The 21,992-nt window shown below is 66.1% G+C and carries 20 protein-coding genes and 1 pseudogene; 13 read left to right on the top strand and 8 right to left on the bottom strand.

What is annotated here, in order from left to right:
• Window positions 1-7 precede the first annotated feature (7 nt).
• The 3 genes from JOF56_RS15245 to JOF56_RS15255 all read right to left on the bottom strand — a co-directional run bounded on the left by JOF56_RS15245 (window position 8) and on the right by JOF56_RS15255 (window position 2,630).
• Entirely contained in the window at window positions 8-1,396 is a 1,389-nt protein-coding gene (locus JOF56_RS15245) for a serine/threonine-protein kinase (protein WP_307855112.1), read from the bottom strand.
• 12 nt (window positions 1,397-1,408) lie between these two features.
• Window positions 1,409-2,218: a metal-dependent hydrolase gene (locus JOF56_RS15250; RefSeq protein WP_307855787.1), complete on the bottom strand. Its 810-nt coding sequence runs from the start codon at window positions 2,216-2,218 to the stop codon at window positions 1,409-1,411.
• 193 nt (window positions 2,219-2,411) lie between these two features.
• Window positions 2,412-2,630: a hypothetical protein gene (locus JOF56_RS15255; RefSeq protein WP_209638316.1), complete on the bottom strand. Its 219-nt coding sequence runs from the start codon at window positions 2,628-2,630 to the stop codon at window positions 2,412-2,414.
• Between the two features lie 156 nt (window positions 2,631-2,786).
• Between JOF56_RS15255 and JOF56_RS15260 the strand changes: the two genes are divergently transcribed.
• The 5 genes from JOF56_RS15260 (at window position 2,787) to JOF56_RS15280 (ending at window position 6,640) form a co-directional block, all read left to right on the top strand.
• Window positions 2,787-3,131, top strand: a complete 345-nt coding sequence (locus tag JOF56_RS15260; RefSeq protein WP_209638317.1) for an LPXTG cell wall anchor domain-containing protein — start codon at window positions 2,787-2,789, stop codon at window positions 3,129-3,131.
• Window positions 3,132-3,230: 99 nt separating this feature from the next.
• A complete protein-coding gene (locus tag JOF56_RS15265) occupies window positions 3,231-3,815 on the top strand; it encodes an LPXTG cell wall anchor domain-containing protein (RefSeq protein ID WP_209638319.1) in 585 nt (194 codons plus the stop codon).
• Window positions 3,816-3,963: 148 nt separating this feature from the next.
• Complete coding sequence (locus tag JOF56_RS15270) at window positions 3,964-5,178, top strand: NADP-dependent isocitrate dehydrogenase (RefSeq protein ID WP_209638320.1); 1,215 nt, start codon at window positions 3,964-3,966, stop codon at window positions 5,176-5,178.
• Window positions 5,179-5,321: 143 nt separating this feature from the next.
• A complete protein-coding gene (locus JOF56_RS15275) occupies window positions 5,322-5,690 on the top strand; it encodes an SH3 domain-containing protein (protein WP_209638322.1) in 369 nt (122 codons plus the stop codon).
• Between the two features lie 155 nt (window positions 5,691-5,845).
• Window positions 5,846-6,640: an exodeoxyribonuclease III gene (locus JOF56_RS15280; protein WP_209638324.1), complete on the top strand. Its 795-nt coding sequence runs from the start codon at window positions 5,846-5,848 to the stop codon at window positions 6,638-6,640.
• 108 nt (window positions 6,641-6,748) lie between these two features.
• Here JOF56_RS15280 and JOF56_RS15285 read toward each other — a convergent pair whose 3' ends face one another.
• Window positions 6,749-8,116 carry a methionine--tRNA ligase gene (locus tag JOF56_RS15285; protein WP_209638326.1) on the bottom strand — a complete coding sequence of 456 codons (1,368 nt, stop codon included), beginning with the start codon at window positions 8,114-8,116 and terminating at the stop codon, window positions 6,749-6,751.
• A gap of 182 nt (window positions 8,117-8,298) precedes the next feature.
• Between JOF56_RS15285 and JOF56_RS15290 the strand changes: the two genes are divergently transcribed.
• The 4 genes from JOF56_RS15290 to yhjD all read left to right on the top strand — a co-directional run bounded on the left by JOF56_RS15290 (window position 8,299) and on the right by yhjD (window position 13,404).
• Window positions 8,299-10,815, top strand: a complete 2,517-nt coding sequence (locus tag JOF56_RS15290; protein ID WP_209648272.1) for a bifunctional FO biosynthesis protein CofGH — start codon at window positions 8,299-8,301, stop codon at window positions 10,813-10,815.
• 216 nt (window positions 10,816-11,031) lie between these two features.
• A complete protein-coding gene (locus tag JOF56_RS15295) occupies window positions 11,032-11,346 on the top strand; it encodes a hypothetical protein (protein ID WP_209638329.1) in 315 nt (104 codons plus the stop codon).
• 57 nt (window positions 11,347-11,403) lie between these two features.
• Window positions 11,404-12,381, top strand: a complete 978-nt coding sequence (trpS, locus tag JOF56_RS15300; RefSeq protein WP_209638331.1) for a tryptophan--tRNA ligase — start codon at window positions 11,404-11,406, stop codon at window positions 12,379-12,381.
• A gap of 48 nt (window positions 12,382-12,429) precedes the next feature.
• On the top strand, window positions 12,430-13,404 hold the full coding sequence (yhjD, locus tag JOF56_RS15305) for an inner membrane protein YhjD (RefSeq protein ID WP_209638333.1): 975 nt from the start codon (window positions 12,430-12,432) through the stop codon (window positions 13,402-13,404).
• Window positions 13,405-13,639: 235 nt separating this feature from the next.
• Here yhjD and JOF56_RS15310 read toward each other — a convergent pair.
• Window positions 13,640-14,338, bottom strand: a pseudogene (locus tag JOF56_RS15310) (D-alanyl-D-alanine carboxypeptidase family protein); the annotation flags it as partial.
• 273 nt (window positions 14,339-14,611) lie between these two features.
• Entirely contained in the window at window positions 14,612-15,976 is a 1,365-nt protein-coding gene (locus JOF56_RS15315; RefSeq protein ID WP_209638335.1) for a D-alanyl-D-alanine carboxypeptidase family protein, read from the bottom strand.
• Window positions 15,977-16,107: 131 nt separating this feature from the next.
• Here JOF56_RS15315 and JOF56_RS15320 point away from each other — a divergent pair, with 131 nt between their 5' ends.
• Window positions 16,108-16,455 carry a hypothetical protein gene (locus tag JOF56_RS15320; protein ID WP_209638337.1) on the top strand — a complete coding sequence of 116 codons (348 nt, stop codon included), beginning with the start codon at window positions 16,108-16,110 and terminating at the stop codon, window positions 16,453-16,455.
• A gap of 160 nt (window positions 16,456-16,615) precedes the next feature.
• Window positions 16,616-18,991, top strand: coding sequence for an immune inhibitor A domain-containing protein (locus tag JOF56_RS15325; protein ID WP_307855113.1), 2,376 nt, complete (start codon window positions 16,616-16,618; stop codon window positions 18,989-18,991).
• 57 nt (window positions 18,992-19,048) lie between these two features.
• Here JOF56_RS15325 and JOF56_RS15330 read toward each other — a convergent pair whose 3' ends face one another.
• Together JOF56_RS15330 and JOF56_RS15335 are read right to left on the bottom strand one after the other, a co-directional pair.
• Window positions 19,049-20,050, bottom strand: a complete 1,002-nt coding sequence (locus tag JOF56_RS15330) for a serine hydrolase domain-containing protein (RefSeq protein ID WP_209638339.1) — start codon at window positions 20,048-20,050, stop codon at window positions 19,049-19,051.
• Between the two features lie 27 nt (window positions 20,051-20,077).
• Window positions 20,078-20,569 carry an ArsR/SmtB family transcription factor gene (locus JOF56_RS15335; RefSeq protein ID WP_209638341.1) on the bottom strand — a complete coding sequence of 164 codons (492 nt, stop codon included), beginning with the start codon at window positions 20,567-20,569 and terminating at the stop codon, window positions 20,078-20,080.
• Window positions 20,570-20,912: 343 nt separating this feature from the next.
• On the opposite strand from JOF56_RS15335, the gene JOF56_RS15340 reads away from it, so the two are divergent.
• Both JOF56_RS15340 and JOF56_RS15345 read left to right on the top strand, forming a co-directional pair.
• Complete coding sequence (locus JOF56_RS15340; RefSeq protein ID WP_209638343.1) at window positions 20,913-21,269, top strand: gas vesicle protein; 357 nt, start codon at window positions 20,913-20,915, stop codon at window positions 21,267-21,269.
• Window positions 21,244-21,987 (top strand): GvpL/GvpF family gas vesicle protein, encoded by a 744-nt coding sequence (locus JOF56_RS15345; protein WP_209638345.1) that lies wholly within the window; start codon window positions 21,244-21,246, stop codon window positions 21,985-21,987. Before JOF56_RS15340 ends, JOF56_RS15345 begins: the two co-directional genes overlap by 26 nt.
• Window positions 21,988-21,992 lie beyond the last annotated feature (5 nt).

The raw sequence follows: 21,992 nt of genomic DNA on the forward strand, positions 1-21,992 counted from the left end.
CGTGCGCTCATCCGTTGACGAACATTCGGGAAGTCACGGTCCCGCCCGCTTCGGGCATCGCGACGCAATAGAAGTACGGCTTGCCGTTGCTGCCCTTGTCCATCATCAGCACCGAGATCTCCCACGCAGCAGTGTCGCCGCCGGGTTTGGTGCGGGTCTTCATCAGCTCCGGGGTACAGACCGCGGTCACCGCGGGCAGTTTCTCGATCTCCTCGATCGCGACCTCCATCGATCCGTCGGGCAGCCAGCCGCCGCTGAAGGCCTCCCAGGAGTGCTCACCGGCGCACGGCCTGGCCGACGCGGTCCGGACGTCGTTGATCTGCACCAGGCCGCCGAAACAGGCCTCGGTCACGCAGTAGCCGGGTGTGGTGACGCAGTCCTCGAGTTTGGGCGGTGGCGAGACGATCGGCGGCGCGACCGGCGCTGCCCGTGTGTCCGTCGGCTTGCCGCCGTTGCCGGACGGGCTGATCGTGATGTAGACGGCGACCGCGGCCACCACGACTGCGGCGACCGCGGCGAGCACCAAAACCTTGAGCTGATTGGATTTCTTCCCGGCGGGAGGAGGCGGTGGCGCGACGGGCGCGGGCCGTGAGCCGGCCAGCTCGTCGGCCAGCAATCGTGGGCTGGGCGTGCGTTGCGAGATGTCTGCGGCGAGCGCGCGGGCCAAGGCGACGTTCACTTGTGGTGCGGCGCCGGGAATCGGTTTCACCTGGGCGCGGAAAGCGCCGGCCAATTGGTCGAGTGATTCCGGTGGCCACGGGATCTCCCGCGGCAAGTGCCCTGCCGCCAATGTGTACAACGTCGCCGCGAGAGAATAGACGTCCGCTGCCGGGCTCGGCGCGCCCCACGCGAAAACCTCCGGCGCGGCATAGGAAGGGCTCAACGCGCCCATGGTGATCGTGCTTTCCGACGGCGCGTCGAGAATCGCGGCCAGCCCGAAGTCGGCGAGTTTCACCGCCCCGAACGCGTCGATGAGAACGTTGGCAGGTTTGATATCCCGGTGCAGCACACCGGCCTCGTGTGCGAAACCGAGTGCGTCCGCCAGCCGGATCCCGATGTCCAGCACGCGTTCCGGCGCCAGCGGCCCTTCCCGCTGCAGCAGGTCCAGCAGCGACCCGCCAGGGCAGAGCTCCATGACAATGTAGGGCCTGCCGTCCGCGGTAATGCCCGCGTCGAAGATGTTCACGACATTCGGATGGCCGGACAGCCGCGCCGCGGCCCGCGCTTCACGCAGGAACTTGGCACGTTCCTCGCCGGGCAGTACCCGGTTGTCGAGCTTGACCGCGACATCCCGGTCCAACTGGGGCTGGCGGGCCCGGTAGACCACACCGAAACCGCCGCTGCCCAGCGTTTGCACGATTGTCAGCCCGGGAATGTCAGGTAACGCGTCGTTCACGCGCAGACCGTACTACGGCAGGAAAGTAAAACCCCACAACGCCGGAATCGCGCCTGCCTGCTGCAATGCCGCGAGCGACAACCAGATCGACAACACTGTGATGGCCGGGCCGATCAATGCCATCTCCACCTTGCCGCCGGTCCGCATGCGTAGCAGTTTCGGCGGTGCGATCGGAAACCATGTTTTGCCACCGATCGGGATCGGCCACAGCATCGGGCAGCCCTGTTCGGTGATCGCGTCGCCGATGTAGTGCGCGATACAGCCGATGCCCACGGCGATACCGCACGCGGCCGCGTTGGCCGACGAACTCTGGTCGGTCCACAGCAGACATAACGCGGTCAGCCCGGCGGACGTCAGTGTGATCATCAGCGCGTCGTTGCGGGGATGCCACTTGTGCAGGATGCCGCGCACGGCCAAGCCCGCGAACAGGAACATCAGCACCGGCAGCGCCCACTTCTGACTGGTCTGCACGACCGCTGTGGTGATGACCGAGGCGATCACCGCGAACACGAGCGTGTGCGTCAGGCCGCGGTGTCCGCCGTCCCGATTGGAGTCACGCTTGGTCCTGGTCAACCGGTAGACGCCGTGGCTCAGCGCGTTCATCCCGCTGGAGAAGCCCTGGCTGATCGAACCGAACGTGCGCGACACCGTGGAACCGGGGTGGTCCAGGTCGGGCAGCAGGGCGGCGCCGGTCGCGAGCACCGCGCCGACCGCCCAGGCGCGTGGGTTGAGCTGGCCGATCGAGTGGTCGGTCGCCAGCGCGGTCACGGCCGACCACGCCAGTAAGCCGCTCATCGCGTGTGTGGGTCCGGTAGCCACCACAATCCCCCTCAAGATCAGCTCCGTCCGCAGGATATCGGGTTTCCGGCCGAGACCTGGGGATCCCATGTGGACGGTGGCGAAGCCGGGTAACGGATGACTAACGGGCTGGTCACTACCCTGTACGGAGTAGTTGATTACTCCGCTTGGGCGCGCATGATCCGGTTCTTCAGACAAGGAGCACTTGGATGAACCGCTACGTCCATCGCGCGGTTACCGCGCTGGCTGTGACTGTCGGCGTGTCGCTGAGTAGCGCGGCTGTCGCAGCTGCGGCACAGCCCAACGATCCACCAATGTCAGGTGACCCCAGGGCCACCGCTGTCGCGGGCAACGTCACGACGTGCGCCGCGGCGGGCATCGCCGGTACCGAGATATCGGTGACCTCGAACATCACCGGGAACACGTACATCGACATCACCGGTGTGCAGGCCGGCTACGAGATCACCGGCGTCGTGGTGAAGGGCGGCCCGGCGTACAACAAGTACCCGAACCTGGGTGCGTTGCCGTGGAACGACCTGCACGCCCCGCTCGTGTCGAGCGGTAAGCCGGCTCAGATCAGCCACTGGTTCGTGTGCGGCAAGAAGAAAACGACCACGACCACCAAGACGACAACCACCACTACCAAGACGACCGCCAAGACGACGTCCACGACCACCAAGACGACGGGTACTTCGACCTCGACTACGACCACATCGACTTCGGGTTCCACCACGTCGTCCGTTCGAACAGCAGTCCGCCTGTCACGACCACTCCTGCCGCGACGACGTCGGTCAAGCCTGTCGTCGTGCCCGTGGCCGGCAATTCCAGGCTTGCGCACACCGGTGTCAACGCGGGCCCGCTCGTGCTGATCGGCGGCCTGCTGCTGGTCGGCGGTGCGGCCGCGCTGTTGCTCGCGAGGGCTCGCCGTCGCGGCTGAGTACGCACCAGAAGGGGATTCGCCGGGACGCGGCGAACCCCCTTCTCGCTGCCCACCTATGCTCTTGACCTTGGAACCGGGGGTCAAAGGAAAAGGCATATGAAGCGCAATGTCCTGCGCGCGTTGGCCGCGCTTGTCTTATCCGTCGGCGTGTCGCAGGCCGGTGTGGCCTTCGCGGACGACACGCGCCCGAGCACCGGCACGGGTAGCCCGGCAACGTGCAGGTCAGCGGGCCTTCCTGGGGACAAACTCGAGGTCACGGCGACGGTCCGGGACAACACCTACATCGACATCACGGCCGTGCCTTCCGGCTATCAGCTGACCGGTGTGCTGGTACAGGGCCTGAGGACGTACAGCAAGTACACCTGGCTCGGCGACCTGCCGTGGAACAACCTGCAGGCGCCGCAGGCAGTGGCGTTCACGAGTTGGTTCGCGTGTGCCAAGCCGCGCACCTTGATGCCGACGACTGCCATAACCACTACTACTGCGACGACTACGGCGACAAGCAGCAGCTCGTCAGCCGTGGCGACAACAACCTCGACAACGACTGCGGCGGCCGCGCGAGCCGGTTCCGAGTTGGCGGAGACGGGGTTCAACGGCGGCTGGTTGGTCTTCGTCGGGGGAGGTCTACTGGTCGCCGGTGCGGCTGTGTTGAGCCTCTCGCGAGCTCGCCGCCGGAGTTGAGCGGCTCCTTCAGCGCGCTGAAGGCCGTCCGGCCATACGATCCAGGCAAGTGACAGCCGCGACAATGCTCTCGGCCAGCTACCAGTATGCTTGTACTGTTTAATTGACTCAAAGACGAGAAACATCCCGGGAGAGGAAACCCAGGCAGATGGCCAAGATCAAGGTCCAGGGGACGGTCGTCGAACTCGACGGCGACGAGATGACCCGCATCATCTGGCAGTTCATCAAGGACAAGCTGATCCACCCGTACCTGGACATCAACCTGGACTACTACGACCTGGGCATCGAGCACCGGGACGCCACTGACGACCAGGTCACCGTGGACGCGGCCAACGCCATCGGCCGGCACGGCGTCGGCGTCAAGTGCGCCACCATCACCCCGGACGAGGCGCGGGTCGAGGAGTTCGGCCTCAAGAAGATGTGGCGCAGCCCCAACGGCACGATCCGTAACATCCTCGGCGGCGTGATCTTCCGTGAGCCGATCGTCATCTCCAACATCCCGCGGCTGGTGCCGGGCTGGACGAAGCCGATCATCATCGGCCGTCACGCCCACGGCGACCAGTACAAGGCCACCGACTTCAAGGTCCCCGGCCCCGGCACGCTGACCATCACCTACACGCCGGAAGACGGCAGCGAGCCGATGCAGTTCGACGTCGCGAACTTCCCGGAGGGCGGCGGCGTCGCGGTCGGCATGTACAACTACCGCAAGTCGATCGAGGACTTCGCGCGTGCGTCGCTGCGCTACGGTCTCGAGCGCGAGTTCCCGGTCTACATGTCGACCAAGAACACGATCCTCAAGGCCTACGACGGCATGTTCAAGGACGTGTTCCAGGAGATCTTCGACGCGGAGTTCAAGGCGGACTTCGACGCCAAGGGCCTGACCTACGAGCACCGGCTGATCGACGACATGGTCGCCGCGGCGCTGAAGTGGGAGGGCGGCTACGTCTGGGCCTGCAAGAACTACGACGGTGACGTGCAGTCCGACACGGTCGCGCAGGGCTTCGGCTCGCTGGGCCTGATGACCTCCGTGCTGATGACCCCGGACGGCAAGGTCGAGGCCGAGGCCGCGCACGGCACGGTCACCCGGCACTACCGCCAGCACCAGCAGGGCAAGCCCACCTCCACCAACCCGATCGCGTCGATCTACGCGTGGACCCGTGGCCTGGACGCCCGCGCCAAGCAGGACAGCACCCCTGAGGTCGCCGGCTTCGCGCACGCCCTGGAGCAGGTCGTCATCGAGACCGTCGAGAGCGGCAAGATGACCAAGGACCTCGCGCTGCTGGTCGGCCCGGACCAGGAGTGGCAGACCACCGAGGACTTCCTGGCCACCCTGGACGAGAACCTGCAGAAGAAGATGGCCTAAGGTCGCACTTGGAGACACCCTCGTGGGCGCTGCTCACAGGGGTGTCTCCAGGGCATAATCACATCGGGTGGGTGATCGCTGACTCGGGTGGATCTCGGGCTCAGCGGTTCTGCCTGGCCATGCGGCTGCGGTATTCGTGTCTCATGGTGACGAAACTGTGGGCCAGGGCGAGAGAGGTGGTCGTGTTGGCACCCAAGCGGACACTGATCGTGGTCGCGGTGCTGGTCGGGGTCGTCATCCTGTACGTGCTCGGCAAGGACAAACAAGACGCCAACAACGCCAACCCGGCCGCACCCGCGGCCAGCGCCAGCGCTTGCAGAGTCGCTGTCGTCGCCGACATCCTCAACGTGCGGGCCACGCCGGACGCCAAGGGCCAGATCGTCGGCAAGTTCCAGCGCAACGCCGAGGCCGACGCGGAGAAGGTCGTGCAGAACGGCTTCCGCAAACTCTCCGAAGGCCGCTGGGTCTCGAACGAATTCGTCAAGCCCCTGCAGGGACGGGACTGCGGCTAGGTCGCGCTGGTCATTTATCCCACGCAACGCGCCCGGCATCGCCCCGGCCACGGCGGCGATAGGCTCTGAGCGAACAAGCCGGTAGCGCGGGGCGGGGTGGAAATGATCGGCTTTGGCGACCTGGCCCGCCGAGCGAAGCGAGGCAGTCGAACACGGTGATTATCAGTTCCATCAATGTCAACGGTCTGCGGGCCGCGGCACGCAAGGGTTTCACCGAATGGCTAAACGCCACTGAAGCCGATGTGGTTTGCCTGCAAGAAGTACGTGCCACCCTGGACCAGTTGCCGCCGGAAGTCCGTGCCCCACAAGGCTGGTACGCCACGCATGCGCCCGCGGCCATGAAAGGCCGCGCCGGCGTGGCCGTCTACACCCGCCTTGAGCCGGAGGCAGTCCGGATCGGATTCGGCGCGGCGGAATTCGAGGACAGCGGCCGCTACGTGGAGGTCGCGCTGCCCGGAATCGTGGTCGGCAGCGTGTATGTGCCCAGCGGTGACGTCGGCACCGAACGCCAACTGGAGAAGGAGCGCTTCATGGCCGCGTTCCTGCCGTATCTCGCCGAACTGCGCGACAAGGCCGCAGCCGTGGGCGACGAGGTGCTCGTCGCCGGCGACTGGAACATCGCCCACCGCGACATCGACCTGAAGAACTGGAAGGGCAACCAGAAGTCCTCCGGCTGCCTGCCTGAGGAACGCGCCTGGCTGACCCAGATCTTCGACGAGGTCGGCTACGTCGACGTGGTGCGCCGGATGCACCCCGAAGGCCCCGGCCCGTACACCTGGTGGAGCTACCGCGGCCAAGCCTTCGACAACGACTCAGGCTGGCGCATCGACCTGCACATCACCACCCCAGGCCTGGCCGCCCGCGCCACCAACACCGTCATCGAACGCGCCCCCACCTACGCCGAACGCTGGTCCGACCACGCCCCAGTCACAGTCACGTTCGCCGACTGAACGCCGCAAGTAGGAGGTGCTTTTGCGGGGCGCGGTGCTTCACGTGGGCAAGGTTGTAGGGGGCGGGGAGCTTGTGCCCCGGACATCGCGTGCCCGGGGCAGGGGCTGTCAAGGCTTTCCGGTGGCCAGGCGCGGGAAAGCGCCGCGTTCGAGCAGGACCCGTTCGGCGCCGGTGGGGAGGAACGGTGTCAGTTCGTGCGCGATTGTCCGGCAGGCGCCGCCCAAGCGGGTGAGCACTGAGCAGCGTTCGGCGCCTTGGAGTTCCCAGGGGCGGGCGGTCTCGATTAGACGGTTCGCTTCGTCGACTGCCGCGACGATCGCGCCGGTTGCTGCGCGGAAGTCGAAGTCCGCGAGTGCTTTGTCTACTTTGGAGGCCAGGTCGATCGGCGGTCCGGCTGGGATTGAGCCGCCGGCGAGGCCTCGTACTCTGTTGAAGAGGTTGCCGATGCCGTTGGCCAGTTCGGTGTCCGACCGGTCGATGAGGCGTTCCACCGTGAAGTCCGTGTCGCCCACTCGGGCCGGTTCGCGCAGCAGCCACCATCTGACCGCGTCGATTCCGTAGTGGCCGATCAGGTCCACAGGGGACACTTTCACGCCGGAGCTCTTGGAGATCTTGGCTCCGTTGGCGGTGAGGTAGTCGTGCACGAAGATCGTCTTGGGTAGTGGCAGGCCTGCCGACAACAGCAGTGCCGGCCAGTAGACCGCGTGGAAGCGCACGATTCCCTTCCCGATCACGTGCACGGTCTCGGCGTCCCGCCACCATTCGTCGAAGCCTGACTCCAAGGCGGTGACGTAGTTGGCCAGCGCGTCCCACCAGACGTAGATGACCTGTGAAGGGTCGTCCGGCACGGGCAGGCCCCAGCCGCCGGAACGGGCCGCCGGGCGCGAAACGCTGATATCCGAGAGGCCGGAGCGTACGAAGGACAGGACTTCGTTGCGCCGGGCCGCCGGTTCGATGCGGATGTCGTGCTCGAGCGCGTGCAGGATCCTGTCGGCGTAACGAGACAGCCGGAAGAACCAGTTCTCCTCACGGACCAGTTCGGGGACTGTGCCGTGTTCCGGGCAGATCGGCTCGGTCACGAAGGCTTCGCAGCCCGCGCAGTACAAGCCTTCGTACGACTTCCGATAGAAGTCGCCGCGCTCTGCCGAAGCGCGCCAGAGTTTCTCGACGCCGACCCGGTGTCGGGCGTCGGCGCTGGTGCGGATGAAATCGTCGTATGACAGGTCCAATGGCTCGCGCAGTGCTTGAAATCGTTCGGTGTTGGCGTTGACGAAGTCGCGTACGTCAATGCCGGCCGCGCGGGCCGCGGTCACGTTCTTTTGCGCGTTGTCGTCGGTGCCGGTAAGGAAGCGGACCGGTTGGCCTCTCAGACGCCTGTGCCGGGCGAGTACGTCGGCCTGGACCAACTCCAGGGCGTAGCCCAGATGGGGTTCGGCATTGACGTACGCGATCGCGGTGGTGACGTAGAAATTCATCGCTGACCTCCCTCGACGGCCGGCCGCCGTCGGGAAGGTGCCCGGTGACGACCGGGTACCTGGTGTGCGAATCAGTGCACGGCAAGGGACCCCGGCAAGGGGCCCATCATCCGCACGGCGAGATTTCGCATAGTCAGATTGTAGGTCAAGTCGCCTAGGCTAGTTCGGTGGCTATCGAATTGATGATGACCCCGCCGGAGCCGCGTCCCAGTGACGCGGCGATGCGGCGGGCGTTGCGCAGGGCGATCGACGGCTCCACGTTGGACCTCACCGAGGCCACGGTGCTGCTGCACGCCAGGGGCGAGCAGTTGGACGAGCTGATGGCCGCGGCGGCCCGGGTCCGGGACGCGCACCTGCGAGCCGAGGGTCGCGAGGGGATCGTCACCTACAGCGGCAGCGTCTTCATTCCACTCACCCGACTTTGTCGTGATCGTTGTCACTACTGCACGTTCGCGACCGTTCCGCACCGGCTGCCGGCCGCCTATCTCGAGCGTGACGAAGTTCTCGAAATCGCTCGTCAGGGCGCCGCCGCCGGGTGCAAAGAAGCGCTTTTCACGCTCGGCGACCGGCCCGAGGAACGCTGGCCCGCGGCGAAGAAATGGCTGGAAGAGCGCGGTTTTGACTCCACTTTGGACTATGTGCGGGCATCGGCCATCGCGGTGCTCGAGGAGACCGGTCTGCTGCCGCATCTCAACCCCGGAGTGCTGTCCTGGGAAGAGCTGTCCCGGTTGCGACCCGTCGCGGCCAGTATGGGCATGATGTTGGAAACCACGGCCCACAGGCTGTGGAGTGAGCCCGGGGGCCCGCACTATGGCAGCCCGGACAAAGAGCCGGCGGTCCGGCTACGCGTCCTCACAGATGCGGGCCGGGTCGCCGTGCCGTTCACCACCGGCATCCTGGTCGGCATCGGCGAGACGCTCACCGAGCGCGCCGACTCCCTGCTCGCGATCCGTGGCATCGCCCGGCAGTACGGGCACATCCAGGAGATCATCGTCCAGAACTTCCGCGCCAAACCGGACACGGCGATGCGCGGTATGCCCGACGTGGACCTGCACGAGCTGGCCGCGACCGTGGCCGTCGGCCGGCTGCTGATGCCGCCGGGCGTGAGCGTCCAGGCTCCGCCGAACCTCGTCGGTGACGAGTTCCAGCTGTTGCTGAAGGCCGGTATCGACGACTGGGGCGGCGTTTCGCCGGTCACGCCGGACCACGTGAATCCGGAGCGTCCGTGGCCGGCCCTGGACTCGCTCAGGGAGCAGACTTCGCAGGCCGGGTTCGAGTTGCACGAGCGGTTGCCGGTCTATCCGCGGTTCCTCAAGGGAGCGCCCGGCCAGTGGACCGACATCCGCATCACCGAGCACATCGCGGCGGTCTCGAAGCCTGACGGCCTCGCCAAGGACGTCAAGCCGGTCGGCCTGGCGTGGCAGGAGCCGGACGTCGTCGAGGACACGATGGGCCGTGCGGACCTGCACGCCACCATCGACACCGTCGGCCGGACAGGCGACCGTCGCGGCGACTTCGACTCGGTCTACGGCGACTGGGAGGAACTGCGCAAGCAGCTGCCGAAAGCGCCTGAGCGGCTCGCCTCGGACGTGAAGGCCGGTCTCGCACTGGCCGAGTCGAATCCCGGCGCCTTGCTGGACTCGGCCAACGCGGACGTCGCGCTGGCGTTGATGACAGCCGATGGCCCGGCGCTGGACAAGCTGGTCGAATTGGCCGACGCGGCCCGTCGGGAGGCGGTCGGCGACGACATCACCTACGTCGTCAACCGGAACATCAACTTCTCGAACGTCTGTTACGTGGGCTGCCGGTTCTGTGCCTTCGCCCAGCGCGAGCGCGACGCGGACGCGTACCGGCTGTCGGTGGAAGAAGCCGCGGACCGGGCTGAGGAGGCGTGGAACGACGGCGCGACTGAGGTCTGCATGCAGGGCGGCATCGACCCCAAGTTGCCGGTCACGTACTACGCGGACCTCGTACGCGCGATCAAGACGCGCGTGCCGGGCATGCACGTCCACGCTTTCAGCCCGATGGAGATCGTCAGCGCGGCGTCCAAGGCGGGCGTGAGCGTGCGGGAATGGCTGACGGACCTGAAGGAGGCCGGTCTGGACACCATTCCCGGCACGGCCGCCGAGATCCTCGACGACGACGTGCGCTGGGTGCTCACCAAGGGCAAGTTGCCCGCCTCCACGTGGATCGAGGTCGTGTCCACCGCGCACTCGCTGGGCATCCGGTCGTCGTCGACGATGATGTACGGCCACGTCGACCACCCAGGGCACTGGCTTGGACACCTGCGCACGCTGGCGCGTATTCAGGACGAGACCGGCGGGTTCACGGAGTTCGTGGCGTTGCCGTTCATCCACCGCAACGCGCCGATCTACCTCGCGGGCGTGGCCCGTTCCGGACCGTCGCGGCGGGACAACCGGGCAGTGCACGCGATGGCACGGCTCGGCCTGCACGGCCGTATCCCCAACATCCAGTGCTCGTGGGTCAAGCTCGGCGAGGAAGGCACCGTCGAGATCCTGCGCGGCGGCGCGAACGACGTCGGCGGCACGCTGATGGAGGAGACCATCAGCCGGATGGCCGGCTCCGAACACGGCTCGGCACGCACGGTGAGTCAGCTGGAAGAACTGGCCGCATCGGCCGGTCGCCCCGCACGGCAGCGCACGACTACGTACGGCGCGGTAACCGCTGCGGCGCGTTGACGCAGGTCCCCGCCGTGCCCGCGGGCACGGCGGGTCTTGATCCACACCCCGGGGTTCCGGGCACCCCGAACGAGCGATAGCCTCGCTCCCCGCAAGCCCGAGTGCCGCTCAACCACCGAACGCTTGACACACTCGGTAGTTTTTTCTCGGCTCGGTCAGAATCCTGATCCCTCAATCGGGGGACATCAGGTCGGTTGTGTCGCAGGAGGAGAACCAGTGCGTAATCGGGTGGCTGGTGGCAGGACCCGTTCGCTGGTGACCGCAGGGCTCGTAACCCTGCTCATGCTCGGTACCGGCCAACTGGCCTTCGCCCAGGACAGCACGACGCGGCTCCCGTTCAACGTCGCCGGCCCAGTCGGCATCGCCGTCGCCGCGATCGGCCTGTCGGGCATGCTGCTCGGATTGTGGCGTTTCAGCCGCAAACTCGCCAAGGCGAAGGCAGCCGATACAGCCGTGATTCCCGTGGTTGAGCCGGCCGCTCCGGTGGCGCAGCCCGTCACCGAGCCTCGTACTCCGGCCCGCACTCCCTGACGGGTGATCCTGGGTCGGTAGGATTCCGTTGTGCCGACTGTGAATGATCGTCCGAGGGTGCTTTCGGGTATCCAGCCGACTGCTGACTCTTTTCACCTGGGGAACTATCTGGGTGCGTTGCGGCAGTGGGTGGCGATGCAGGAGACGCACGATACGTTCTACTGCATTGTTGATCTTCATGCGATCACTGTCGAGCATGATCCGGAGTTGTTGCGGGCGCGGACGCGGGTTTCGGCGGCTCAGCTTCTGGCGTTGGGGATTGATCCTGAGCGGTCCACTCTTTTTGTTCAGAGTCAGGTTCCGGAACATCCTCAGCTTTCCTGGGTCATGGAGTGTATGGCCGGGTTTGGTGAGGCCAGCCGGATGACTCAGTTCAAGGACAAGTCCGCGCGGCAGGCTTTGGATCGGGTCAGCGTCGGACTTTTCACCTACCCGATTTTGCAGGCCGCTGACATTTTGCTCTATCAGGCCAATTTTGTTCCTGTTGGGGAGGATCAGCGGCAGCATCTTGAGCTTACGCGGGATCTTGCGCAACGGTTCAATGGGCGGTTCGGGCAGACTTTCACGCTTCCTGAGGCTTATATCGTCAAGGACACGGCCAAGATCTATGACCTGCAGGACCCGACGGCCAAGATGAGCAAGTCGGTTCCCGCCGGCGTGGTCGAGCTGCTGGAGGAGCCGAAGAAGGCCGCGAAGAAGATCCGTTCCGCTGTCACCGACACCGGCCGCGAGATCGTCTACGACACCGAGAACAAGCCTGGCGTCAGCAATCTGCTCACCATCTACTCCGCTCTCACCGGCAAGACTGTTGCCGAGCTTGAGGCTGCGTATGAGGGCAAGGGGTACGGCGATCTGAAGAAGGAGCTTGGCGAGGTCCTCGTCGAGTTCATCACGCCCGTCCAGGCCAAGGTCAAGTCCTATTTGGACGATACGGCCGAGCTGGACAAGGTGCTGGCCCGGGGTGCTGAGCGGGCTCGTGAGGTCGCCGCCGACACGCTCAAGCAGGTCTACGATCGGGTGGGGTTTCTGGCCTGAGCGGAGTTTCGCCGTGCGGGTGCCAAAGGCGCTGGTTAGCGTTATCGGATGGGCAAACTGGCTGAATACCGCGCGAAATGGCCGTGGCTTGATCATTTGATCCGGGCCGACGATGCCTTCGGTGAGCGGTACGGCAGTCAGTTCGCCGCGGCGATCACTTATTTCAGTGTGCTGTCGTTGTTCCCGTTGCTGATGATCGCGTTCGCGGTGGCCGGGTTCATCCTGTCCGCCCAGCCTGAGCTGCTCGATGAGCTCAAACAGGGCATCAGCAAGGCTGTTCCGGGGCCGCTGGGCGGGACGATCAACGACGTGGTGACCACCGCGCTGGATTCCAAGGGCACAGTCGGGGTGATCGGCCTGCTGGCCGCGCTGTACTCCGGCATCGGCTGGACGACGAACCTGCGGGACGCGCTCACCGCCCAGTGGGGCCATGAACGCAGGCAACTGCCGCTGATCTCGACCACGTTCAAGGACCTGCTGGCGTTGATCAGCCTGGGGCTCGCGCTTGTTGTGTCCTTTGGTCTGACTGCGGCGGGTACCGGGCTGGGGAACCTGCTGTTGCGGCTGGTTGGGCTGGAAGGTGCAGGCTGGGCGCGGTTCCTGCTGTTCCTGGCCACGCTTTTGCTGTCGGTCATCGCGAACTGGCTGGTGTTCCTGTGGGTGCTGACCAGGCTGCCGCGCGAGAAGGTGATCGTCCGCAGTGCCATGAAGGGCGCGATGGCCGCGGCGATCGGGTTCGAACTGCTCAAACAACTGGGCGCGATCTACCTCAGCAGCGTCACCAGTTCACCGACCGGCGTCATTTTCGGGCCGGTCATCGGCCTGCTGGTGTTCGCCAATCTGGTTGCCAGGTTCCTGCTGTTCGTCACGGCCTGGACCGCGACGGCTAATCCCGGATCGGGTCGATCCGCATCGTCTTCTCCGGATCAGTCTCCGGAGGAACAGAAGCAGTCCGCCGTGCGTACCGCAATCGAATACGCCAAATCAGGAAACCGAGGATTGTCACCGCGGCGATCGACATAGCCGCGGTCGGCAGGATGCCGCCCTGGTTCGAGATCGGCTTCACCGGCGCCGCGGTCGACGTGCCGCCGGTGGACACGCTCGCCGCCGGATCCGGGTTGTCGTCGGTCGCCGCGGCCGGCTTGGGCGTGTTCAAGGTGCCGACCGGCTGGACCTTGGGCAGGCCGAAACCCCAGGTGAGCAGCTTCCCGCCCTGGTCGGCCATCTTGACCGGCGCCTGCTCGCCGCGCATCAGCACCACCACGAGCCTGCGCCCGTTCTGTTCGGCGCCGCCGAGGTATGTGTGCCGCGCGTCGTCGGTGAAACCTGTTTTGCCACCGAGGAATCCGTCGTACTTACCGAGCAGGCGGTTGTCGTTGTTGACTTTGAAACCCGGTTTGTTGCCGTAGCCCGGCCAGTCGATCTGCTTGGTGGTGATGGCCGTCGCGAACTCGGGATGCTTCATGGCTTCCCGGTAGAACAGCGCCATGTCGTAGGCCGAGGTCATCATGCCTGGCCCGTCGAGCCCGGACGGGGTCGCGGTGTGGGTGTCCATGGCGCCGAGCGCGTGGGCAGTGTCGTTCATCTTCTGCACGGCCTTGTCGACTGAACCCAGCTGCACGGCCAACGCGTGGGCGGCGTCGTTGCCCGAATGCATCAGCAACGCCTGGAACAGCTGCTGGACGGTGTACTGGCCGCCCGCGCCCATCCCGACCCTGGTGCCGTCCTGGTTGGCGTCCTCCGACGTGCCGGTGACGACCGTGTCCATTTTCAGGTCCTTCATCACCACGATGGCGAGCAGGACCTTGATCAACGAGGCCGGCCGGTGCCGGGCGTGCGGGTCCTTCGCGCCGATCACGTTGCCGCTGTCGAGGTCTGCCAGCAGCCATGACGCGGACGTGACGTCGGCGGGCGGTGCGGTCGCGCTTTGCGGTGCGATGACGCCACATTCACCCATTCGAGCGCCGCCGACCGGTTTGTCGGGTACCGGGACCGGGCCTGGCGACTGCTCACCGGGCTTGGGTTTCTCGGATGTGTCCACCGGCGGGGGCGGCGTCGTCTTGTTCGGGCAGGGCGTGCCTGGCTGCGCGACCGCGGTGAAACCCGCGGAACCGATCAGGCACAGCACAGCAAACAGGGTGGCGAACAGTCGCCGCGACGTCAGGACCACAAACCCAGATTAGGCCGTAAACACGCGGTCAAGTCACCGGGTATGCGCACGCAGTCGCCGTCACTGGGCTTGTTGTGCGCGCAGCCGTTTGGCGCGCTGCATTTTGCGGCGCATGGTCATCAGCACACCGATCAGGACCACCACGCCGGCCAGGATCGTCACCGGCAGGCCGAACGTGCCGAAGGCGGAGCGCTGCAACGCGTTGGGGCCGCCGGCCTGGGTGCTGCTCTGGCCCGACGTGCCCTGGACGTTGGTGTCGCGGCTGGTCTGCGGGGCCTGGCTGGTCGTGCTGCCGAGCTGGCCGACCGGCTGGACGCGTGCGCCGGCCAGGGTGAAGCCGTAGTCCAGCAACGAACCCGCCTGCTCGAACGGTGCCTTGTCCGACCGCATGATCGAGACGATCAGGTGCCTGTCGTCCTTCTCGGCGCTGCCGACGAACGTGTTCTTCGCGGCGTTGGTGGAGCCGGCCTTGCCGCCGGTGGCGCCCTTGTAGTCGCTCAGCAGCTTGTTGTCGTTGGTGCGGGAGATCCGGGTGTTGCGGCTGCCCTGAGGCTTGATCTCGGCGGTCTTGGAGCCGGTGGCCTCGGCGAACGCGGGGACGCGCATGGCCTCGCGGTAGATCAGGGCGGTGTCGAACGCGGACGTGCTCTGGCCAGGCACGTCGTTGCCGTTCGGGTTCACCACGCGGGTGTCGAGTGCCTTGAGCTCCTTGGCCAGGCCGTTCAACTTCTCGACGGTGGTGTCCATGCCGCCGAGTTCACGGGACAACGCGCTGGTGGCGTCGGCCGCCGGGGTGGCGATCAGGGCACGGATCAGGTCACCCGCGAGGTACTTGCCGTCCGCGACGATGCCGACCTTGGTGCCCTGCTGGCGGGTGTCCTCCTTGGTGCCCACGATGATCTTGTCGGCCGGGAGCTCCCGCAGCGCGAGGATGGCCAGCAGGACCTTGATGGTTCCGGCCGGCCGCTGGCGGGCATGCGGTGCGTACGCCGCGAGCACGTCACCGGTGGTCTGGTCGGCGATCAGCCAGGACTCGGAGGTCAGCCGGTCCGGCGGCGGGGTGGCGTTGCGGGGCAGCACCACGCCGCAGTCGCCCATCAGCGGGCCGCCGATCGCCACGTCCGGAATCTCCAGTGGCGGCATCTGGTCGCCGTTGCCGTCGTTGGCCGGCGGCGGGACGGCTTTCTCCCTGCAGACGCTCGGCGCGGGCGCTTCGGAGGACTTCGTCGTCGTACCGGACGACGACGGCTTGCTGGAGCCGGAGGACGACGTGCTTCCTCGCGGGTTGGAAGGCGAGGTGGGCTGCTGCATCAGCCGCGAGTCGGGGGCCGCGTTCGCCGCGGGGACCACGGCGAACGTGACGGCGGCGGCGATGCTGAGACTGAGGTTCAGTACGCGGGCCAGTTGCCGATCTCGTTCGGGCACACATGCAGGCTAGTCACTCGATCGTGATGTCGGTCGCCGGGGCTACGCAAACCGCCCCGGAGGTGTCGCGGTAAGTGATGGGCGAATAATGCCGTTCTGGTTGTTTTTCCACCACGCGAGGAGATTGATCAGTGGAGTTCGTCCGGCACCTGCTCGTGTTCCTGCACCTGCTCGGGATGGCGATGCTGATCGGCACGCTCATGCTGCAGCTCAAGGCGGGCCAGGACGCGCCGCTGAACAAGGGCTGGCTGCACGGCGCCGGCCTGCAGCTGGTCACCGGCCTGGCTCTGATGCTGCTCGCGCCACTGACCGACCAGGACTACAACCACATGAAACTCGGCATCAAGCTGCTGGTGCTGGTGGTGATCGGGGTGTTCTCGGTGCTCTACGTGACCAAGGACAAAGCGCCGAAATGGCTGCCGCCGACGCTCGGCGGCCTGGTCGTGCTGAATGTCGGCCTGGCGGTGTTCTGGGCCTGATAGAGATCACCCACCTGAGTGAGGGGTCGGTTCATCACTACATAGCGATAACCCTACGTATGGCGTATTTCACTCCTTCGAGTTAGTTCGTACTGTCAGCCCGGTTTGTTTGCAGCCGGAGAGTGATCACTCTCTGGCCGCGGAGCTAACGGGAGGGCAAGTGCATCGAAGAGCAACAGCCGGCTTAGCGCTGTGTGCGCTGGTCGGCCTGGGTGTCGGCAGTCTGACCGCGCCGGCGGTCGCCGCACCCACCGTGGCCCCGTCGGTCGCCGAACAGGCACCCGACGACCACGATCTGCCGAACAAGCTCGAGGAGAAGCGCCGGGCGCTGCGCCAGGAGGCGCTCGCCGAGGTGCTCTCCGGCGAGACCAAGGCCGAGAAGCGCGGTGCGAGCACGGTCGCCAAGATCGGCGCCAAGCCCGCCGACGCACGCCGCGGTGGCGTTCCCGAGCAGCGCGTTGACCAGTACGTCGAGCTCAGCCGGGAGAAGACCGACAAGATCTTCGTGGTGCTGGCCGAGTTCGGCAACGACCGCGACCCGCGTTTCCCCGACGTGGACATCGCGCCGGCGATCCCGGGCCCGACGAAGTTCGACGGCCCGCTGCACAACGAGATCCCCGCGCCCAACCGCGCCGTGGACAACACCACGGTCTGGCAGCCGGACTACTCCCGCGGCCACTTCCAGCAGATGTACTTCGGCTCCGGGCCCGACTCGCTGAAGTCGTACTACGAGAAGCAGTCCTCGGGCCGCTACTCGGTCGACGGCACGGTGACCGACTGGGTCAAGGTCAAGTACAACGAGGCCCGCTACGGCCGCTCCAACGGCTTCCCGTGTGCCGGCAACGTCTGTAACAACACCTGGGACCTGGTCCGCGACGCGGTCAACCAGTGGGTGGCCGACCGTCTCGCCGGTGGCGCGACCCTCGAGCAGGTCAAGGCCGAGCTCGCGTCGTTCGACCAGTGGGACCGGTACGACGCCGACAGCGACGGTGACTTCAACGAGCCCGACGGCTACATCGACCACTTCCAGATCGTGCACTCCGGCGGCGACCAGGCCGACGGTGACCCGATCCAGGGTGAGGACGCGATCTGGAGCCACCGCTGGTACACCTATCCGAGCTCGCCTGACGGCCCCGTGGGCAACAAGCGTGGTGGCACGCAGGTCGGCAACACCGGCCTGTGGATCGGCGACTACACCATCCAGCCGGAGAACGGCGGGATCAGCGTGTTCGCCCACGAGTACGGCCACGACCTCGGCCTGCCGGACCACTACGACACCTCGGGCCCGGCCGCGGCCAATGAGAACGGCGTGAACTGGTGGAGCATCATGGGCCAGAGCCGCGTCTCGGCCCCGGGTGAGGCGCTGGGTACCCGTGCCGCCGACCTGTCGGCGTGGGACAAGATGCAGCTGGGCTGGCTGGACTACGAAGTCGTTGTGGCAGGCCAGGATCGCAGGATCGACCTCGGCCCGCACGAGTACAACACCGACAAGGCACAAGGTGTTGTCGTTGTGCTGCCGGACAAGCAGGTGTCCACCAACTACGGCGCGCCGTTCGCGGGCACCAAGATGTACTGGAGCGGCAAGGGTGACGACGTCGACAACTCGGCGGTCCGGGACCTTGACCTGACCGGCAAGACGTCCGCGAGCCTGACTCTCAAGGCCCGCTACGACATCGAAGCCGACTTCGACTACCTGTACGTGCAGGTGTCGACCGACGGCGGCCAGAACTGGACTTCGCTGAACGGCACCGTCAACGGCGCCGCCTTCCCGAAGGACGGTGCGGGCGCCCCGGCGCTGACCGGCACGCAGGCTAGCTGGGCCGACGTGTCCGTGCCGCTGACCTCGGTGGCCGGCAAGCAGGCCAAGTTCCGGTTCCGCTATGTCACCGACGGTGGCGTGGCGCCGGACGGCTTCTTCGCCGACAACATCAAGATCACGGCCGACGGCGCGACGATCCTCGACGACGGTGCGGAAGGTGCCACGACGGGCTGGACCCTCAACGGGTTCAAGACCACGACCGGTACCGAGACGGCGGCGTTCGACAACTTCTACATCGCCACCAACCGCACGTACGCGTCCTACGACGAGCACATGCAGACGGGTCCGTACAACTTCGGCTTCCCGGACCGGCCTGACTACGTGGAGCACTTCCCGTACCAGGACGGCCTGCTCGTGTCCTACTGGGACACTTCGCAGGGCGACAACAACTCGAGCCAGCACCCTGGTGAGGGTCTGATCCTGCCGATCGACGCGAACCCGGAGCCGATCTACAACCTGCAGGGCCAGCCGTGGCGTCCACGTATCGCGGGCTACGACGCGCCCTTCTCGTTGCAGAAGTCGGACTCGTTCACCCTGCACGCGGCCGGCCGTGCCAGCTACATCCGGGGCAAGGCCGCCCAGCCGCTGTTCGACGACAGCAAGACCTACTGGTTCGCCGAGCAGCCGACGGCGGGTGTGAAGGTCCCGAAGGCGGGCGTGAAGATCCGGGTGCAGTCGCAGCAAGGCACCTCGATGACCGTGCGCGTCTTCAAGTAACCACAGTTCGACGACCGGAAACGGGGTGCCCGCAGCGGGCACCCCGTTTTTCGCGTTCTACAGGGCTTCGAGCAGTTCGACGGCCGCGGCCTGCGCTTCGTCCGCCGCGTTGAACCTGTTCACGATGGCCGCGACACCGGTCCGGCGGCTGGGGCTGAAGGCGGTGTAGCTGGAGAAACCGCCGGTTCCGCCGTTGTGCCAGATGATCTCGCCGCTGCGGGGCAGCGAGCCGAAGTGCCAGCCGAGGCCCACTCGCGTGGTGCCGTCGGTGAAATGCTGCCGCTGAGCCAGTTTCAGGGCAGGACTCGGGTCCTTGATGTGTGCATGGGTGAATCGGAGCAGGTCGTTGACCGTGCCGTAGAGCGCGCCCATGCCTTGGAGCACCGACATGTGCCAGTCTGGCACGGGCATGTCCTTGTCGTAGTAGCCCTGGACTTTCCGGCGAGGATCGGTCACCGTCAGCCCGGTGTCCTTGAGCCGCAACGGCCGCGCGATCCAGTCCCGGACCATCGTGCCGTAGTCACGGTTCAGGGCCATGCCGAGCAGACCGGCACCCAGGTTGGAGTACTCGTACTTGCTGCCGGGCTCCGCGATCAACTGGGTCATCCGCAGATACTCGATCAGCTTGGCCTCGGTGATGTGTGCGTACGGATCCCACACGTCGAGCGCGGGATCGGTGAGCAGGCCCGTCGGCAGCCGCGGCAGGCCGGACGTGTGCGTGGCCAGCTGTTTCAAAGTGATCGCCTCGGACACAGGGAATCCGGGCAGATGCTTCGTGAGCCGGTCGTCGAGTGATACCCGGCCGCGGCAGACCGCGGTCGCGAGGGCGACTCCGGTGAAGGTCTTGGTGATCGAACCGATCTGGAAGATCGTGTCGCCGTTGACCGCGTACTGGTCACGGCCTCGGAACGCGCCGATGGCTGCGGTCTGGAAACCGGCCAGCCGGGCGTGCTGACTGTCTACAAGCGACTTGAGGCGGGATTCGGCGGCCAGCGCGGGTGTCGCGGTCAACGCCAGCCCTCCCAACGTGGCAGCGAGAACACTTCGGCGGCTGGGCATGGTTTTCCCCCTTTGTTGCGGACTGACTCATTGCGGACTCAACACAGCGGTGAGTACGACGAGCAGCGGCACGACCCGCGTCCCCGGTACGGCGTAGTGCCCCCTGCCGGTGACCATCAGCCAGCCCGCGGACACGAGTTGCCGCAGGTGGTGGTACAGCTGGCCGGTCGTGCCCAGTGCCTCGTGCTCCTGCAGTTCGGCTGTCGTGCGGACGCCTCCGAGAATCAAGCGCAGCAACAACATCCGCACCGGGTGACCGAGCGCCGCGAACGCGCCGCTGAACTCCGACCAGTCCAGTGCCATGAGCTTTTCGAACGTCTCGCCCTGTTGCCACTCGTAGTACTCACCCGTGGACAGCGGTGCGGCGCCGGTGAACAGCACCGCACCCGACTCGTTGCGTTGCTTGAGGCCTGTCAGGGCCCAGAAGACTTCCGGGTCCGGCACGCCCGCTTCGGCGTGCTTTGTTTCCAGCGCGGCGACCCGTTCTTCCAGTGCGGCCAGCCGCTCGTCGTACTCCATGAGACCATGTTACGTAATTACGTAGGAACGTCAACGTTAGCCTTGGGCGATCAATTGACTACTCTTCGTCTAACGTTACCCATCCGTTATCTCGCGCTGGGTAAACGGCTGATTCGTGGCGGCTGGAGGTGTCCGGGCTCAACCAACTGACGGTGTGGCGGCGTCGACTCGCCCGATCTGTGCACCGCCACCTGGAGCAGTTGGCGATCATGCGGGTTTCGCAGGCGTAACAAGGGTTTCGCCAGGCCGATCACGTCCACAATGAGTCCCAGAGAGACTGTGGAATCATCGGACGACCGGCGGGCGCCGCACCCGGGGCGTGACCGATCCCTAGGAGTCCACTTTGGATAGTAGAACGAGCGCGCTCGCCGACGTACTGGAACGGGTGCTCGACAACGGAGTGGTGATCGTCGGCGACATCGCGGTCGACGTGGTCGACATCGAACTGCTGACCCTGCGGCAGCGCCTGTTCGTCGCCTCCGCGCGGGCCGCTCGCGAAACAGGCACCGACTGGTGGACCGGCGATCCCTTCTTCGCGCCGTGCAACGGCTGTACTCAGCCGCATACCCCATTGCATGCCCCACCGCATGAGCAATTCCCCGAAGGGGACCCCTTGATTTTCACGTTACCGCAGGGGTCTGACAGTTTTGGTGTTTCCGCAGGTCAGGTGTGGGATGAGGGCTGCGGTCATGACCGGTGACCGAGGACTGTGCGTGTACGCCATCACCCGCGGCCGGGAGTGGGACCGGGTGACGTTCCCCGAGATGCACGCCGGCCAGTCGCCCGCCCTGATCAGCCAGAACGGCCTCGGCCTGGTGGCCGCGGAGGTCGACCTGGCCTTGTTCGGCGGGGTGAACGCCGAATCGGCCGAGGACGGTCTGCTCGCGAGGCTCGCGCGGGAGCACGATGCCGTCGTGCGGGCGGTGTTCGACCACGAACCTGTTCTGCCGCTGAGGTTCGGCACGATCGTCACGGACACCGCGGCGGCCCGGCGCCTGCTCGACAGCGGGCATGCCCAGGTGTCGGAGTGGCTGGACCGGGTCGCGAACCACCGTGAGTGGGGCGTCCGCGTCGAACACGAGGACACGGACCAACGATCCAACGTTCCGTTGACGGGCATCTCCGGCGCGGACTACCTGCGGATGGGCCGGCAAAGTCAGATGAGCTGGCAGAAGCGGGCGAGCACGGTTCAGTCGTTGCACATCGAACTGGCGCGGCACGCCACAAGCGCTGCGAACAGAGCCCGGCCGCGTGCGCTGCTGGACGCCACTTACCTTGTCCCGCAAGCAAATGAGGACGAGTTCCGGGCCGCGGCGGCCAGGCTCCACGAAGAGGTGCAACGGCTGGGCGCGACAGTGCACGCGACCGGGCCGTGGCCGCCGTACTCGTTCACTCGCATCGAGCTGGCGGTCCACTGACACCA

It is taken from the genome of Kibdelosporangium banguiense (assembly GCF_017876405.1).
Classification (GTDB): domain Bacteria; phylum Actinomycetota; class Actinomycetes; order Mycobacteriales; family Pseudonocardiaceae; genus Kibdelosporangium; species Kibdelosporangium banguiense.